This is a genomic window from Xanthomonas sp. WHRI 10207 (genome assembly GCF_040202975.1).
GTDB lineage: Bacteria > Pseudomonadota > Gammaproteobacteria > Xanthomonadales > Xanthomonadaceae > Xanthomonas.
The window spans coordinates 1-17101 of record NZ_JBEGDX010000008.1 but is presented as its reverse complement, the minus strand read 5'-3'; the positions used below and the strand labels follow the sequence as shown (position 1 = coordinate 17101).

Annotated in this window: 13 protein-coding genes and 1 other RNA gene; 5 read left to right on the top strand and 9 right to left on the bottom strand. The window is 64.6% G+C overall.

Going from position 1 to position 17101, the window contains the following annotated elements:
• Window positions 1-88 precede the first annotated feature (88 nt).
• From ABQU90_RS20345 to ABQU90_RS20335, 3 genes are read left to right on the top strand one after another with little or no spacing between them, the layout of a single operon-like run.
• Window positions 89-967: a CorC family transporter gene (locus ABQU90_RS20345; protein WP_055852298.1), complete on the top strand. Its 879-nt coding sequence runs from the start codon at window positions 89-91 to the stop codon at window positions 965-967.
• Complete coding sequence (locus ABQU90_RS20340; protein WP_323522639.1) at window positions 964-2229, top strand: lipoprotein N-acyltransferase Lnb domain-containing protein; 1266 nt, start codon at window positions 964-966, stop codon at window positions 2227-2229. The genes ABQU90_RS20345 and ABQU90_RS20340 overlap by 4 nt, the downstream gene beginning before the upstream one ends.
• A gap of 14 nt (window positions 2230-2243) precedes the next feature.
• The gene (locus ABQU90_RS20335) at window positions 2244-3245 is read left to right on the top strand and encodes a magnesium and cobalt transport protein CorA (RefSeq protein ID WP_055851850.1); all 1002 of its coding nucleotides are present in this window, start codon (window positions 2244-2246) and stop codon (window positions 3243-3245) included.
• 276 nt (window positions 3246-3521) lie between these two features.
• On the opposite strand, the gene ABQU90_RS20330 is transcribed toward ABQU90_RS20335, so the two are convergent.
• Window positions 3522-4886, bottom strand: a complete 1365-nt coding sequence (locus tag ABQU90_RS20330; protein ID WP_323522638.1) for an NAD-dependent succinate-semialdehyde dehydrogenase — start codon at window positions 4884-4886, stop codon at window positions 3522-3524.
• A 402-nt stretch (window positions 4887-5288) separates the two neighbouring features.
• Between ABQU90_RS20330 and ABQU90_RS20325 the strand changes: the two genes are divergently transcribed.
• Window positions 5289-5564: a hypothetical protein gene (locus ABQU90_RS20325; protein WP_115514540.1), complete on the top strand. Its 276-nt coding sequence runs from the start codon at window positions 5289-5291 to the stop codon at window positions 5562-5564.
• Between the two features lie 147 nt (window positions 5565-5711).
• On the opposite strand, the gene ABQU90_RS20320 is transcribed toward ABQU90_RS20325, so the two are convergent.
• From ABQU90_RS20320 to ABQU90_RS20310, 3 genes are read right to left on the bottom strand one after another with little or no spacing between them, the layout of a single operon-like run.
• Entirely contained in the window at window positions 5712-6560 is an 849-nt protein-coding gene (locus ABQU90_RS20320) for an ABC transporter permease subunit (protein WP_055851842.1), read from the bottom strand.
• Window positions 6557-7471, bottom strand: coding sequence for an ABC transporter permease subunit (locus ABQU90_RS20315; RefSeq protein WP_323522636.1), 915 nt, complete (start codon window positions 7469-7471; stop codon window positions 6557-6559). Before ABQU90_RS20315 ends, ABQU90_RS20320 begins: the two co-directional genes overlap by 4 nt.
• Window positions 7468-8598: an ABC transporter ATP-binding protein gene (locus ABQU90_RS20310; protein WP_311238636.1), complete on the bottom strand. Its 1131-nt coding sequence runs from the start codon at window positions 8596-8598 to the stop codon at window positions 7468-7470. The genes ABQU90_RS20315 and ABQU90_RS20310 overlap by 4 nt, the downstream gene beginning before the upstream one ends.
• Before the next feature lie 323 nt (window positions 8599-8921).
• On the opposite strand from ABQU90_RS20310, the gene ABQU90_RS20305 reads away from it, so the two are divergent.
• Window positions 8922-8997, top strand: a non-coding RNA gene (locus ABQU90_RS20305) — sX9 sRNA.
• A 301-nt stretch (window positions 8998-9298) separates the two neighbouring features.
• On the opposite strand, the gene ABQU90_RS20300 is transcribed toward ABQU90_RS20305, so the two are convergent.
• The 5 genes from ABQU90_RS20300 to ABQU90_RS20280 form a co-directional block, all read right to left on the bottom strand.
• Window positions 9299-10789 carry an efflux transporter outer membrane subunit gene (locus tag ABQU90_RS20300; RefSeq protein WP_323522765.1) on the bottom strand — a complete coding sequence of 497 codons (1491 nt, stop codon included), beginning with the start codon at window positions 10787-10789 and terminating at the stop codon, window positions 9299-9301.
• A 4-nt stretch (window positions 10790-10793) separates the two neighbouring features.
• Window positions 10794-12380, bottom strand: a complete 1587-nt coding sequence (locus tag ABQU90_RS20295; protein WP_055851832.1) for an MDR family MFS transporter — start codon at window positions 12378-12380, stop codon at window positions 10794-10796.
• The gene (locus ABQU90_RS20290; protein ID WP_323522635.1) at window positions 12377-13579 is read right to left on the bottom strand and encodes an HlyD family secretion protein; all 1203 of its coding nucleotides are present in this window, start codon (window positions 13577-13579) and stop codon (window positions 12377-12379) included. Before ABQU90_RS20290 ends, ABQU90_RS20295 begins: the two co-directional genes overlap by 4 nt.
• 332 nt (window positions 13580-13911) lie before the next feature.
• Window positions 13912-15027, bottom strand: a complete 1116-nt coding sequence (locus ABQU90_RS20285; RefSeq protein WP_115527967.1) for a polyamine ABC transporter substrate-binding protein — start codon at window positions 15025-15027, stop codon at window positions 13912-13914.
• A 217-nt stretch (window positions 15028-15244) separates the two neighbouring features.
• Window positions 15245-16612 carry an aspartate aminotransferase family protein gene (locus ABQU90_RS20280; RefSeq protein WP_323522634.1) on the bottom strand — a complete coding sequence of 456 codons (1368 nt, stop codon included), beginning with the start codon at window positions 16610-16612 and terminating at the stop codon, window positions 15245-15247.
• Between the last annotated feature and the right edge of the window lie 489 nt (window positions 16613-17101).

Genomic DNA, 17101 nt, shown 5'->3' with positions numbered 1-17101 from the left:
CGCCCGGCAGCGCATCCACAGCGGCTTGCCGGCTTCCTGCTAGACTGCGCCCTATCGCCTGGTCTGCCGGGTGCCCTTCCCCGTCATGATGTCCGAAGACGACAGTAGCCACACCTCAGAAAACCCCGAAAAACGCCGCAGCTGGCTCGAACGCCTGAGCGCGGCCTTCTCTGGCGAACCCCATACCCGCGACGAACTGGTCGCCTTGCTGCGGACCGCCGAACAAGACGGTCTCATCGCCGCAGACACCCTGCGCATGATGGAAGGCGCGATCTCCGTGTCCGAGCTCACCGTGGGCGACGTGATGATTTCGCGCTCGCAAATGGTGTCGCTGCCGGTGGAAGCGCGCTTCATCGACCTGATGAAGCAGGTGGTCGAATCCGGCCATTCGCGCTTCCCTGTGCATGGCGAAAACAAGGACGAAGTGCTCGGCATCCTGCTGGCCAAGGACCTGTTGCGCGGCGTGGTCGCCGATAACGGGCCCGGCAATGTGCGCGAGCTGCTGCGCCCGGCGGTGCTGATCCCCGAGTCCAAGAAGCTCAACGTGCTGCTCAAGGAATTCCGCCTGTCGCGCAACCACATGGCGATTGTGGTGGACGAGTACGGCGGAGTCGCCGGCGTGGTCACCATCGAAGACGTGCTGGAGCAGATCGTTGGCCAGATCGACGACGAGCACGACGATGCCGAAGAAGAGAATTCGCTGATCGCGATCCAGGCAGATGGCCGCTACGTGGTCGATGCGCTGACGCCGATCGAGGACTTCAACGAACGCTTCGGCGCCGAATTCCCGGATGACGAGTACGACACCGTGGGCGGCTTGGTCACCGATGCGATCGGGCACCTGCCGGAGACCGGCGAAGAGTTGACCTTGGGCAGGTTTGCGTTTCGCGTGGCCAAGGCCGACACGCGCCGTGTGCACGCCTTCCACGTCACCATCCTGCCGCCCGACCCGCAGGACGACGCTTGAACCTCGCGCGCCGTCACGCCACGGTGCGATGCGGCCGTGGTGGCTGGCAATGGGTCGCGTCCTGGGCGCTGCTCCTGCTGACGCTGCTGGTTGCGCCGCTTGCGTCGGCCCAGGGTACGCAGGCTGCTGCCTCGGTTAGCACACCGCCACCGCGCGTCGGCGTGGTCACCATGCAGCCGGGCGAAGTGTTCTTCGAGCGCTTCGGGCATGACGCCATCGTGGTGGTCGACCCGCTCACCCAGCGGGCAACCTCGTACAACTTCGGCTTCTTCGACCCGAGCGAGCCGGACTTCGTGCCGCGCTTCACCCGCGGCGAAATGATGTACTACCTGGTGGCGTTGCCACTGGAAGAAGACCTGTCGCAGTACCGCGACGTTGGCCGCGGCGTCAGCGTGCAGTGGTTGGATCTGCCGCCCGAGCAGGCGCGCGCGCTTGCCGATGGCCTGGCGGTCCGCAGCCGGCCGGAAAACGCGCGCTATCACTACGATTATTTCGAAGCCAACTGCGCCACCATGGTGCGCGACACCCTGGACCGTGCCATGGGCGGCGGTTTGAAATCGCAGCTGGCTGGCCGCTCGCGCGGCAATACCTTTCGCAGCGAAGCGGTGCGCCTGGCCTCCCCTGCCCCGTGGATGTGGCTGGGCTTCGACCTGGGGCTGGGGCCGTACGCAGACCGCTCGCTGTCGCGCTGGGAAGAAGCGTTCGTGCCGATGCGGCTGGCCGACAGCCTGACCCAGGTACACAACAGCGCCGGCCGTCCGCTGGTGCAAGCCACGCAGATACTGCTGCCGCACCGCATCGCCCCGGAACCTGCCGACCAGCAGCGCCATTGGTGGCCGTGGTTGCTGGTCGGGCTGGCGCTTGCAGCCGGCGTGCTGGCACTGCGTCGCAAACCGCGCTTACTGGCCGGCCTTGCGCTGCCGTTTTGGTTGTTGTGCGCCATCGGCGGCGGCCTGCTGGTGTACCTGTGGGGCTTTACCGCGCACCAGTCCGCCTGGGCCAACCGTAATCTGCTGCTGGTCAATCCGCTGTGCGTGCTGCTGTTGATCGGCGGCATACAGTTGCTGCGTGGTCGCCGGCCCGGACGCTGGTTCGATGGACTGCGCTGGGTGGTGGCCGCAGGGGCCTTGCTGGCCATGGTGATTCACTGGCTCTCGTTCCAGGCGCAATACAGCCTGCAATGGGTGATGCTGCTGTTGCCGGTCCACGCCGCGCTCGCGATCGCTCTGCAACCGCGCGACTTGCCGCTGCGTCAGCGCTGATCCAGGATGCGCGCATGAACAACCACGGTCGCCATCCGGACAACCCGTCCTGCGTCATCACCTGCGCGTACTACGACGGTGACGGCAAGCGGCACGACATCAGCCTGGAGCAGATCAGCGATGTGCTGGAGCGCCCGGATGGCTTCGTCTGGGTCGGCTTGTACGAGCCGCAGGAATCGGTGCTGCACAAGTTGCGGGACGAGTTCGGCTTGCACGATCTGGCTATCGAGGACGCGCTCAAGGCGCACCAACGCCCCAAGGCCGAGAGCTACGGCAATTCGTTGTTTGTGGTGGTCAATACCGCGCAACTGGTCAACGAACGCATCCGCTATGGTGAGACGCATGCGTTCCTCGGCGCACGTTTTCTGCTGACCGTGCGCCACGGCGCGTCGCTCTCCTACACGCCGGTCCGCCATCGGGTGGAACGCGAGCCGGCGATGCTGCGCAAGGGCGCGTCGTTCTGTCTGTATGGCGTGCTGGACTTTGTGGTCGACAACTATCTGCCGATCATGGACGAGTTTCGCGACACGCTGGAAGGCCTGGAAAAAGACATCTTTGCCGACAATTACAAGCGCGAAACCGTGGTGCGCCTGTATGAGCTCAAGCGCGAACTCAACAAGATGCGTCTGGTGGTCGCCCCGTTACAGGACGTGCTCTCGCACCTCAAGCGCAATCCGGGCGCGTTGATCCATGACGAGGTCGGCATCTACCTGCGCGACGTGCTCGATCACGCCGTGCGCATCAACGACGCCATCGACACCTTGCGCGAGATGCTGGGCACCGCCTTGAGCGTCAACCTGTCGATGGTGACGCTGGCACAGGGCGAAACCGTCAAGCGCCTGGGCGCCTGGGCCGCCCTGCTCGCCGCACCGACCCTGATCACCAGCTGGTACGGCATGAACTTCACCCACATGCCCGAACTCGACAAATCCTACGCTTACCCCTTGCTGGTGGGCGGTGTGGTGGCCTCGTGCCTGGTGCTGTATCGCCTGTTCAAGCGCGCGCGGTGGCTGTAGGCCGCTTTGCGGCCGGGATTGGGGAGTGGCGATTCGGGATTGGTTGGAGCGGGTTGGCTGGTTGCTGATCGAGCTTGAGTGATGGTTGAGTTTGAGCGCTGTTGCGTTTGATCGTTCGATCAATCCTGTTTGAAGGCTGGTGGTTTCTGTTGGCGCGCGCTAGCCAACGACCAGCTGATGCGTACCCTCATCCGCCCTTGGGGCACCTTCTCCCGATGGGAGAAGGAAGCGCCGTTGCTTGACGAATCCCTACTCCCGAATCCCCACTCCCGGCACTCAAGCCACATAGATCGTCTTGATATTCATGAACTCGTGGATGCCGTGATCGGCGAGTTCGCGGCCAAATCCTGAGCGCTTGATGCCACCGAATGGCAGCCGCACATCGCTCTTGACCACCGAATTGACGAAGGCGGCACCGCACTGCAATTGCTGCGCGACGCGCTCGCCGCGCTTGGCGTCTGCGGTCCACACACTGCCGCCCAGGCCGAAGGTGGTGTCGTTGGCCACACGTACCGCTTCGGCTTCGTCGGCCACACGAATGATCGAGGCCACCGGCCCGAAGAATTCTTCGTCGTACGCCGGCATGCCGGGGGCGACCTGGTCGAGGATCGTGGCCGGGTAGCCGGCATGCGAGCCCGGCACCGGTGCGCCGCCCAGCAATACCTTCGCGCCCTTCGCCACGCTGGTCTGCACCTGCTTGTGCAATTCGTCGCGCAAATCGGCGCGTGCCATCGGTGCGAGCGTGGTGCTTTCCTGCTGCGGGTCGCCGACCACGCGCTCGGCGGCGGCCGCGACGAAGCGTTCGATAAACTGGTCGGCGATGGCATCGACCACGATGAAGCGCTTGGCGGCAATGCAGGTCTGCCCGCTATTGTCGAAGCGCGACTGCACCGCCGATTGCACGGTGTGCTCAAGATCGGCGTCTTCCAGCACCACGAAGGCGTCGCTGCCGCCCAACTCCATCACGCATTTCTTCAGCTGGTCGCCGGCATTGGCGGCCAGCGAGCGGCCGGCATGTTCGCTGCCGGTCAACGTCACTGCAACAATGCGGTCATCGCGCAGCACATCGGCGGCCTGGTCGTTGTCAATATGCAGCACGTCGAAAACGCCCGGCGGAATGCCGGCAGCATCGAGCACGTCCTTCATCGCATCGGCGCAACGCGGCACGTTGCTGGCGTGCTTGAGCAAGGCCACATTGCCGGCCATCAGGCCTGGCGCGAGAAAGCGAAACGCCTGCCACAGCGGGAAATTCCACGGCATCACCGCAAACACGCAGCCCAGCGGTTCATAGCGCACATAGCTGGACTGCGCCTCGGTTGGAATCTCGCGTGGCGCCAGGTATTCGGCAGCATGGTCGGCGTAATACGCGCAGGCCTGCGCGCACTTGTCGACCTCGGCCAGCGCTTCGCGGCGCAGCTTGCCCATCTCGGCGGTCATGATGCGCTGCAGGTCGTCGCGCCGTTTGGTCAACTCTTCGCCGACCCGGCGCAGCAAGGCGCCGCGTTCGGCCAAGGGCAATGCTGCCCACTGCGGAAACGCCTTGGCGGAAGCGGCCAAGCGCGCCTCGATGGCGGCGGCGTCCAGCGTCTGCTGGGTATGTTCGACCTGGCCGTTGGCAGGGTTGACGGTGTCGTAGGACATGACGGTCTCCAGTTGCAAGACGCCCAATGCTAGTCGCCGGGAAGTTGCAGCCGCGTCACAACCACTGCAAATTGCTGCAACGCTGTGTTTACCCGCACCGCGACGCAATGCCGCACATTCATCGCACAACTCTCTGATCAATGACCGCTGGGATAACGCCCCCAGACGAGGTAACGAAAGCAGCCTTGCCCTGTTCAGACGGTCCAACCGCGCATTGCTCTAGCATTGCGCGGCGGCAGATTCATCCATCCATGGAAGACCACCACGATGCGCCGGAATCTCATTGCTCTCGTTGTACTTGGCACCAGTGCATGCCTGCCGGGATGTGCCGTCGTCCAGGACCTCTTGCGTGGCCCGCGGCCCGGACCGGCCGGGTTTGTCACCGTACGCTGCAACAGCCTGATGCCCGATCCCGCGCAACCCTGCGAGGACGAGGCACTGCATGCGTGCTCGGACACTGCCATCCGCCAACTGATCACCGCGCAATCGTCACCGAACATGGTCACGATCTTTCCCGATAAGCGAAAGTCCAAGGACGACGGCAAGGACAACCGCAAGGACCGCGCCGATGAACAACCTAGAGTCGAGCAACACGGCTACGACATCAGGGCCGAGTATCAGTGCTACCTGACCAAGCCGCAGCCCTGGGACAACGGGTACACGCCTCCGGCCAGGTAGCCGCCGCCGCTCCCACTGGTGTTCCCAGCGTCCGGCGGCCGTCGTAATAGTAGTCGCAGCCGTCGTCCACGTCGGTGGCTTGAGCGTTCGCACCTGTCTGGTGGCCGCTTGCTGCAGTTCATTGGCCACACCAATGCGAGCCCCTGCTCAGGGAGCCGCTTGCAGCGCCAGTTGCTGATCGCGCAGACGGCGTTTTTCGCTGCGTGCCAGCAGCCACCAACCGATCACTGCGGCGACCGACACCGCCAGCACCATCACTGTGGCCAGTGCGTTGATCTTGGGGCTGATGCCCAGCCGCACCGATGCGAACACCTTGATCGGCAGGGTGGTCGAACTCGGCCCGGCCAGGAAGCTGGCAATCACTACATCGTCCAGCGACAGGGTAAAGGCGAGCAGCCACCCCGATGCGAGTGCCGGGGCGATGATCGGCAAGGTGATCAGGAAGAACACCTTCAGCGGCGTGGCCCCCAGATCCATCGCGGCTTCTTCCAGCGAGCGGTCCAGCTCCTGCAGGCGCGAGGAAATCACCACGGTGACAAACGACACGGTGAAGGTGACATGCGCGACCCAGATCGCCACTGCCCCGCGCGGTGCGATGCCGAGCACGCCGCCCATCGAGACCAGCAACAGCAGGATCGACAAGCCGATGATCACCTCCGGCATCACCAGCGGTGCGGTGATCAGCGCGCCGAACAGCGTTTTGCCGGGAAACCGCCGCATGCGCACCATCGCCATCGCGGCCATCGTGCCCAGCACCATCGACGCGCAGGCGGTCCAGAACGCAACTTCCAGACTGACCCAGGCTGCCTCCAGCAATTGCCGGTCGCGCAGCAACTCGCCATACCAGCGCGTCGAAAACCCGCCCCACACCGTGGCCAGACGCGAGGCGTTGAACGAGTACACCATCAGCAACAGGATCGGCAGATACAAAAACCCGAACCCCAACGCGAGCACACTGCCGCCGAGCACGCGCCCACCGCGCGAGGCGCGCATCATGTCAGCCGCCCTTCCAGCTCGCGCTGCTGGTAACGGTGGAAGATCACGATTGGCACCAGCAACAACACCAGCATGACCGTGGCCACGGCAGCGGCCACTGGCCAATCGCGATTATTGAAGAACTCGCCCCACAACACGCGGCCGATCATCAAGGTGTTGGGGCCGCCCAGCATTTCCGGAATCACAAACTCGCCCACCGCCGGGATCATCACCAGCATGCAGCCGGCCACGATGCCGTTACGCGACAGCGGCAAGGTGATGCGCACAAACGCTTGCCACGGACGCGCGCCCAGATCGTAGGCCGCTTCCAGCAAGCGGTTGTCGTGCTTGACCAGATTGGCGTACAGCGGCAACACCATGAAGGGCAGATAGCAGTAGACGATGCCGATGTAGGCGGCGACGGGCGTGTACAGCAACTGCAATGGCTGCTTGATCACGCCCAGCGCCAGCAGCGCCTGATTGAGCAGGCCGTTGCCGTCGAGAATGCCGATCCACGCGTAAACCCGAATCAAGAACGAGGTCCACGATGGCAGCACCACCAGCATCATCGCCACGTTGCGGGTAGCCGACGGCAAGCGTGCGATCACATACGCCATCGGGTAGCCGATCAACAACGCCAGTGCGGTGGAGATCGCCGCGATCTTGATCGAACTCAGGTACGCGGCCACGTACTGGCTGTCACGCAGCAGCGCCAGATAATTGCCCAGATGCAGCCTGACGCTGACGGCGCCATCGGCCGCAGATGCGAACAGCGGCGTGTATGGCGGCATCGCGATGGCGCGCTCGGCAAACGAAATCTTCAGCACGATCAGGAACGGGATCGCGAAGAACACCAGCAACCACAGGTACGGTGCAGCGATCACGCCCCAACGTGCACCCGGCAAGCCGCGACGGAAAAGACGCGGCCTCATGCGGTAAGCACCACGCCGTCGTCCTCGCCCCAGCCCACCCACACCGCATCGCCCCAGGTCAGCGCTTCGCTGGCCCAGCGCTGGCGATTGGCAAAGTTGGCCATCAGCTTGACCCCGCTGGGCAGCCGCACGTGGTAGACCGAATGGCTGCCGAAATAGGCGATGTCTTCGATCACCCCCTGCGCCTTGTTGCAGGCCTGCGTGGGTTCGTCCTTGCCGATGGCGAGTTTTTCCGGACGCAGCGCAAACGCCACTGCTTGGCCTTCGAAGCCGGTGATGCCGTGGCCGATACGGATAGGGGCGTCGAACGCCGGCGTCTTCAGCGTGACGTAATCGGGCGCGTCTTCGGCGATGACGGCATCGATCAGATTGACCGAGCCGATGAATTCGGCGGCGAAACGGTTGGCCGGTTGTTCGTAGATTTCATCGGGCGTGCCGACCTGCTGGATCCAGCCCTGATCCATCAGCGCGATGCGCGTGGCCATGGTCATCGCCTCCTCCTGATCGTGGGTGACCATCACGCAGGTGACCCCGGAGGTTTCGATGATGTTGACCAGTTCCAGCTGCATCTGCGAGCGCAGTTTTTTGTCCAGCGCGCCCATCGGTTCGTCCAGCAGCAGCAGCTTGGGTCGCTTGGCCAGCGAGCGCGCCAGCGCGACACGCTGCTGCTGGCCGCCGGAGAGCTGATGCGGCTTGCGCCTGGCCAACGCGCCCAGCTGCACCAGCTCCAGCATCTCGCCGACGCGGGTGGCGATAGCGGCCTTCGACAAGCCCTCCTGTTTCAGCCCGAAGGCGATGTTCTGCTCCACGCTCATATGCGGAAACAGCGCGTAGGACTGGAACATCATGTTGATCGGGCGCTCGTACGGCGGCAGCGCGTCGATCGGCTGGCCATCGAGTGTGATGCGCCCCTTGGTGGGTCGCTCGAAGCCGGCCAGACAACGCAGCAAGGTGGATTTGCCGCTGCCCGACCCGCCCAGCAGCGCAAAGATTTCGCCCTTGCGGATCTGCAGGCTGACATCGTCGACCGCGACAAAGCCATCGAATTCCTTACGGACCTCGCTGATGGACAGGTAGCCGGCATCCGCAGGGGTGGACAGGGGCGGCAAGGCGTCGGTCAGTGACATGGTTCCTCTCGATGACGGCAAACGCAGGCGCCGGGGGTAGAGCCTGCGCGCCATGATGGCAAAAGCATGTATCGGCTGTCGGGCGCGTGCGGGTCTGCGCGTCTGCGCGTCTGCGCGTCTGCGCGTCTGCGGTTGAGAGTGACGATCAAGCGGCATTGCGGCAAGTGTCGGTGACTGCATCAGTGGTGACTTGTTTCGATTGGAGAAGACATCGCCGGGCAATACCAGCCAATCAAGCGGGACCAATGCTAGACGAGCAGCTAACAAAACAACTGTGCTCAACGCCAGGCGGCCGGTGCTCGGTGCTCGGTGCTCGTTGCGGCATCTACCACTCGTACATTCCGGTTCCTCCGGGCCGTCCGCACCCACCTGACGATTGCTGGCTCCGTTGTGTTAGCCGCTCCAAGTTGGTCTGATCAACCGGATATCCGGATGCAAAACGCACGCCGTCCAAACGTGTAAGACGATGCGTAAATCGGTATGCAAGCCGTCCTCGTCGCTGCGTGTTTAAGTCCAGCAAAGCGCAGGTTTCCACACTCACTGACGGGGCTTGTGCAAACCCCATCAACCCGATGACGTCCGTGCCACCAATACTCCCGATGCAGACCGCATGCGCAACCATCACCGACGCGCGGCAATGGCAATGGAATTGGCAGCGCAGGCATGCCTACTTGAAGGCACCATCAGGCATCGACGACAGTCAACGCGTCTCCTGCGGCGCCTCGCTCCAGCCCAGACCCAGACTTTTTTGCAGCGCGACGTAGTTGACCAATAGCTGCACCTGCGCTTGCGCGGCGGCGTCCTGTGCGGACAACTGCTGGCGTTGCACGTCGAGCAGATCGATCGACGAGGTTGCGCCGGCATCGCGGCGTTGCTGCATCAGTCCGGCCGAGCGCGTGGCCGAGGCTTCGGCCTGGCGCGCGACCACTAGCTGCTTGCGCGCAGAACCGAAGCGCGACAACGCAGAGTTGGCATCCTGCAACGCCGCCAGCACCGCGCCCTCATAAGCCGCCTCGCGGCCGGCATTGCCGGCACGCGCCTGTTCCACCTGCGCACGGGTCTTGCCGAAATCGAAGATCGACCAGCGCAGCATCGGCACCGCCAGGGTGGTCAGCGCATCGGAGTTGAAGTCGCTGGGCGAACCGGCCACCCAACTCAGCCCACCCAGCAGGGTCACCTGCGGGAAGTAACCATTCAACGCCTCGCCGATCTGCGCGCTGGACGCGGCCAGCTCGCGCTCGGCCTTGCGCACGTCGGGGCGACGACGGATCAACGCGCCGGCATCGTCCACGCGCACGTCGGTGGGCAACATCGGCAGTGGCTGCACCGCCGCCAGTTGCGCGTCCAACGCGCCGGGCTCGCGTCCGACCATCAGCGCGAGCTGGTCCAGCGCTTCCTGCAACTGCATTTCCAGCGGCAGACGCTGCGCTTGCTGCTGCTGCACCTGGGTAGCGATCTGCTCAACCTGCAGGTCAGAGGACGCACCGCGCTCGCGGCGTTGACGGGTCAATGCCAGCGATTGGCCGATCTTCTCCAGATTGGCATCGGCAATGGCCAGCCGTGCCTGCAGCCCGCGATAGTTGAGATACACCTGCCCCACTTCGGCGGCGAGCTGCACCTGCGCATCGGCCAGCTCGGCTTCGGAGGCCTGCGCTTGCGCCAGCGCGCCCTCGGCGGCGCGACGGCGACGGCCGAAAAAATCCAGCTCCCAACTGGCATCGAAACCGGCGCTGTAGATCTGGGTCTTGTCCAGATCCAGTGCCTGATCGCCTGCAGCGGGCTGTTGACCGGGCTGGCCCTCCTGCAGCCCGCCCAGCGTGTCCACAATGGTCTGCGGCGGCTCGGCATAGGCGTAGATCGCACTGGCATTGAGCTTGGGCAAACGCTCGGCGCGGCGTTGCCGGGCCAGTGCGCGGTTGGCGCGCAGACGCGCTTGGGCTGCGCGCAGGTTGGGGCTGTCGGCCAACGCCCGGGTCACCAGCTGGGTGAGCTGCGGGTCGTTCAATTGCTCCCACCAGTGGTTCAGCGGCGCGGCGGCAACCACCTGCGCGCCGCTGGCGCGATGCAGCGCGGGCGCCTGCATGGCCGCATCGGCCACCGGCGGTGCCTTGGTGTAGTTAGGGCCGAGCATGCAGCCGCCAAGCAACACGGCGCTCAGCGCCGCCGCCAGTGGCATGCGCATCGGGCGCAGGGAATCAGTGCATTGCAAGGTGCGCCCCCTTGGGTAACGGTTTGAGCAAAAAAGCCAGCGGGATCGTGCAGACCACGATCACGCCGAAGATCCAGAACAGATCGCTGTAGGTCATCACCAGCGCCTGCTGTTGCACCAGTCGCGCCAACTGCGCGATCGAGCGGATGGCCGCCTCGCCACCGGCGCTGCCCTGCATCTGCGCGCTCAGGCCAGCCAGAAAGTCCTGCGCGCGCGTCGCATTGGCGGTGATCGCGCTACCGATGGTTTCGGTGTGGAAGGTCATGCGGCGCTCCTGGAAGGTGGAGATCAGCGCCAACCCGACCGAGCCGCCCAGGTTGCGGCCGGCATTGAACAGGCCCGATGCATCGCCGGCCAGCTCCGGCGGCACCGAAGAGATGGCCGCCTGATTGAGCGACATCATCGCCAGTGCCAACCCGCAGCCTTGCAGCAACTGCCCGGCAACGAAATGCGTGCCGACGGTGTCGGCGGTCAGCGACAGGTTGACGAAACACGCCGCGGCAAAACAGATCAGCCCGGCGATCACCAGGATGCGCACGTCCACGATGTCCAGCAGCTTGGGCATCATCGGCATCAGCAGCACGGTGGGCAGGCCGGACAGCAGCAGCACGTAACCAGCCTGCTCGGTGTTGTAGCCGGAGATCACCGCCAGAAACTGCGGAATCATGTACATCACGCCGAACAGGATCATGCCCACTGCCATGATCATGATGAACACCGCACCGAAACTGCGATGCAGCAGCAGCGATAGACGGATCACCGGCGCGCGCTTGCGGAACTGGCCGACCACCAGGGCAATGAATCCGCTCAAGGCGATCAGGCTCAGCGTGTTGATTTCGCTGGATTCGAACCAGCGTTCGCGCTGGCCTTCTTCAAGCACTACGGTGAGCCCGCCCAGGCCCGCAGTCAGGCCGTAGATGCCCAGCCAATCGGCATTGAGCAGGCCCGCCCAATCGGCCTTTTCATGCTTGAGCCCCAGCAGCAGCAACGCCACCAGGCCGACGCAGATCGGCACGTTGATGAAAAACGCGTAGTGCCAGCTGACGTTTTCGGTCAGCCAGCCACCGAGCAGCGGGCCGATCACCGGGCCCATGATCACGGTCATGCCGAACAAGGCGGTGCCCATGGTCTGCTGGCTGGGCGGCAGCCGGGTCGCAACGATGGTCAGCGCGGTGGGAATCAGCGCACCGCCGGCCAGGCCCTGCCCGACCCGGCCGATGATCATCATCGTCAACGAGGTCGATAACCCGCACACCACCGAAAACGCGGTGAACATCACCGCGCAGATCAGCAGGAAGTTGCGCAGCCCCAAGGTGCGCACGAACCAGCCGGTCAGCGGGATCATGATGATCTCGGCGACCAGATACGCGGTGGAAATCCAGGTGCCTTCGGTGCCGCTGGCGCCGACCTCGCCCTGGATGGTGGGCAGCGCAGCGTTGACGATGGAGATATCCAGCGTCGCCATGAACGAGCCGATGGTGCCGGCCAGCACCGCCAGCCAGGCGCCCGGCTCGGCCTTCTCGCGAGTCGCGCTGCCGCCGGCACTCGGGCCGGTGGCTGCCGCTGCACTCACTGCGCGCGCTCCTGCTCCTGCACGCGGTCGGATTCTTTTTCGGCACGCTCCTTGGCGTCCTTGGCCGAGCGCGTGTCCACCGTCACTTCCACCGACATGCCTGGCACCAGCACCTTGCGCGCCTCTTCGCCGGCCAACACGCGGATGCGCACGGGCAAGCGCTGCACCACCTTGGTGAAGTTGCCGGTGGCGTTTTCGGGTGGCAACAGCGCGAACTGCGAGCCGGTCCCGGGCGACAGGCTTTCGACCTTGCCGTGCAGCTTCACCCCGGACAGCGCGTCGACCTCGATCTCGGCCGGCTGACCAGGACGCATCAGGCCGACCTGGGTTTCCTTGAAGTTGGCGATCAGGTACAGCGATTCCTGCGGCACGATGGTCATGGTGCGGGTGCCGGCGGCCAGGAACTGCCCCACCTGCACGGTCTTGTCGCCGACACGGCCGTGGATCCGGCTGGTCAGGCGCGTGTCTTCCACCGCGATGCGGGCCTGATCGGCGTCGGCGGTGGCTTGCTTCACTCCGGCCTGGGCCTGCTCCAGTTGCGCCGTGCTGGCCTGAATCTGGCTCTGCGCCCCTTTGGCCTGCGCCTGGGCGGCGTCGTATTGGGCGCGGGCGCGCGCCAGCTCGTGCTGCAGGCTTTCCTGGTGCTCGTGGGTGTCGGCGCCGGACGCCGCCAGCGGCGCGAAGCGCTTCACTTCGGCCTGGGCGAAGGTGAGGCTGGCAGCGGCAGCAGTGACCTGGGTACGTGCCTGCACCAGCGCCGATTCCTGCGCAGAGACATTGGCGGTGGCCGCAGCGATATCGGCCTGGCGTGCTGCAATCGCGGCTTCTGCCTGCTGCAGGGTTGCCTGGTAAGTGCGGTCGTCGATCTGCAGCAGCGGCTGGCCGGCGTCCACGATCTGGTTGTCGCCCGCCATCACCTTGGTCACATAGCCGCTGACGCGCGGCGCCACCGCCACCGAATCGGCCTGCAGATAGGCGTTATTGGTGTCCTGCATGTAGCGGCCCTTGATCAGGTAATAGGCCAGCCAGACCACCAGCAAGACCAGCACCAGCACGCCCACCAGGATCAGCGTCCACTTGACCTTGGGGTTCTTCAACGGCGAAGGCTTCTGCTCCTGGTCGTCATGCGCGTCGGCGCCCTGCGCATCCGCGGGCTGGCTGCGGCCATCGTTGGACGGGTGGTCTGCTTGGTTGCTCAAAGGAAGCGTCCTGTAGGTCGTGGGCGATGCGCGCAGCGGCATGCCGCATCAGCGGCACGGCGAAAGCGGCGGAACCATACAATTATTTGAACTCGTCAGTACAGGTTGCGTGATGAGGCCAGTCAGCTGGGGCTGAGGCTGGCCGGACGCGCGGTACCGCTCGGTTGGCGCGTGTTGGGCAGCCGCGTGCCGCACCCAAGCGTGCGCTCGCGACGCGATGCCGGTGCGCCAGCTGCACGCTGCCGCGACCAGATTTGCAGTGTCTCAGCCAATGATTGGCGTTTGATAAGGATGCGGCGGCCTGCGCCGCATCAGCGTCTGACGCCCCCGGCTCAGCGGCCGGTCTTGATCTCGGTCCACAGCCGCGTGTACAGGCGATCGACGTCCGGCGAGTTGATCGCGTAGGTGAACATCTTGGCAGTCACTTCCGGCGGCGGGTAGATGGTGGGATCGTTGCGGATCGCCGCATCCACCAGCGGCGTGGCGGTGCGCACCGGGTTGGCGTAGTGAATGAAGTTGCTGTTGGCCGCGGCTACCTCCGGCTTCAACAGGTAATTGATGAAGGCGTAGGCGTTGTCAGGATGTTTGGCGTCCTTGGGGATGGCCAGCATGTCGAACCATTGCGGCGCGCCTTCCTTCGGAATGGCGTAGGCCACGTTGACGTTGTTGCCGGCCTCCTTGGCACGGTCGCGCGCCTGGATGATGTCGCCCGACCACCCCACCGCCAGGCAGGTATTGCCATTGGCCAGCGAGGTGACGTACTGGCTGGAGTGGAAGTTCTGCACGTATGGGCGGATGGTCTTGATCAGCGCGGCAGCCTTCTCGATCTCGGCCGGCACGCTGCTGTGCGGATCCAGGCCCAGGTAGTTCAGCGCGATCGGGATCATGTCCGAAGGCGTGTCCAGAATGGTGACGCCGCAGTCCTTGAGCTTAGACAGATTCTCCGGCTTGAACACCAGATCCCAGCTGTTGGCGACATCGGTACTGCCGAAGATCGCCTTGAGCTTGTCGACGTTGTAGCCGATGCCGGTAGTGCCGATCATGTACGGCACGCCATAGGCGTTGTTCGGGTCCTGCGCAGCGATGCGGCGCATGACGTCCGGATCCAGATTGACCAGATTCGGGATCTTGCTCTTGTCCAACGGCAGGAACACACCGGCCTGAATCTGCCGGCCGAAGAAGTTGAGCGTGGGCACCACCACGTCGTAATCGCTGCCACCGGCCAGCAACTTGGTTTCCACCATCTCGTCGCTGTCGAACACGTCGTAGGTGACCTTGATACCGGTGCTTTTTTCGAACGCGGGAATCGTGTCTTCGGCGATGTAGTCGGAGTAGTTGTAGACGTTGAGCACCTTGGCCTGCGCATCGGCCTTGCCCGGCGCGCCACCGCCGCCACAGCCGGACAACAGGGTGATGGACAGGGTCAGGGCGAGCAGTCGCAGCGTCATGTGGGTCTCCAGGGCAGCGCGGTGGGAGCGGCCCGGCATCGCGGCCGGTCTGCGCCCAGCCTACCCACCGCGTCCGGGTTTGCACAGCAGGAGGTGCGTGGACCGGGGTTCGCGGTTTGACGCGCTGAAGCGTCGGGATTGGCGAAGGTCGGTTGCGGCGGTGGCGCTTGCTGCGCTGTGGTTGCGCGGCTTTGCGGCCGGAAGCCTGCCGCCGCGCTTACTTGCCCAACGCCTGCGCGGTGTCGTCCAACGCCGCCCAGGTCTTGTCGAACAGCTCGTCGACCTGCTCGCAGGTGATGATCAACGGCGGCGACAGCAGCATTGCATCGTAGGTGGCGCGCAGGATCAGCCCGCGCCGTAACGCGAAGTCGCGGCACATCGCGCCGACCCGCCCGCGCCCGGGGAAATACCGGCCGCGCTGGCGCTTGTCCGGCACCAGCTCCAGCGCGCCGACCAGGCCCGCGATCCGCGCCTCGCCGACCAGCCGATGCGCACCCAGTTCGGCCCAGCGCTGCGCCAGATACGGCGCAATCTGCGTGCGTGCTGTATCCACGATGCCTTCGTCCTGCAGCAGACGCAGATTCTCCAGCGCCACCGCCGCGCACACCGGATGCCCGGCATAGGTACCGCCATGCGCCAGCTCGCCGCCCTGCTGCTTGAGCACCCCGGCCACGCGATCACTGAACATCGCCGCCGCCAGCGGGATGTAGCCGGAGGTGATGCCCTTGGCCAGCGTCATCACATCGGGCTGAAAGCCGAAGTAATCCGCCCCGAACCATTCCCCGGTACGCCCGAATCCGCAAATCACCTCGTCAGCCACCAGCAGCACGTCGTAGTGCCGGCAGATGCGCTGGATTTCTGGCCAATAACTGTGCGGCGGGATATAGACACCGATCGCCCCCATGATGGGTTCGCCGATGAACGCCGCTACGTTTTCCGGCCCGAGTTCGAGAATCCTCGCTTCCAGACGGCGCGCGGCAAGCAGCCCGTATTCGTCCGGCGCCATGTCCCCGCCATCGCCGAAATGATTGGGCGGCTCGATATGCACGATGCCCGGTATCGGCAACCCACCCTGCTTGTGCATGCCCTGCATGCCACCCAGGCTGGCACCGGCCATGGTGGTGCCGTGATAGCCATTGTGGCGACCGATGAAGACGTGTTTCTGCGGCTGCCCCTGCACCGCCCAGAAATGCCGCACCAGGCGCAGGATGGTGTCGTTGGCCTCCGACCCGGAATTGGCGAAGAACGCATGATTCAAATCGCCGGGTGTCAGTTCGGCCAGCTTGGCGGCCAGGTGGATGGTGGGCTCGGTGGTGCACTGGAAAAAACTGTTGTAGTACGCCAGCTGCTCCATCTGCCGCGCCGCCGCCTGCGCCAGCTCGGTGCGTCCATAACCCACATTGACGCACCACAACCCACCGAACGCATCCAGCAGCTTGTTGCCATCGGCGTCCCACACGTACACGCCCTCACCGCGCGTCAGAATGCGCGTGCCCTTGCCCGCCAGCACCGCGTTGTCGTTGAACGGATGCAGATGATGCGCCGCATCGAGCTGCTGCAACGACCTGAGCACAGAAGGATCCACGACCTGCTCCACGCATGAGGAACCACGAGCATACCCACGCCTTGTTGCCGCACCGTGGACGGCATTGCAGATTGCCCTGCGAATCGCTGGCACATCCGCCAGACGACTTGGCCGCGAGAACTAGCGCTGCCACCAACACCGCACCCTCATCCGCCCTTCGGGCACCTTCTCCCGATGGGAGAAGGGAACGCTTTGCTGCGTCCGCGATCTACGCATTTCCGGCACGGCGCCGGCCTCCTGCCCAGCACCGGCCGGCTCCCGCATGACATCGCCACACCTTGATGCGCTGACCTGTGCAGCGCTTTGCTTTGCTTTGATCTGCCTAGCTTCGCTTTGTTTCCCCTAGCTCCGCCTTGCCTTGCCTTGCCTTGCTTTGCTTTAGCTTTGACTGCCTTGCTTCGCTTGCGCTTTCCGGGGCCCCATACCGCAGCGGCAAGGCCGGCAGATACAACCCGCAGGGCGGCGCGCATGGATGCGCGACGTTTTTGT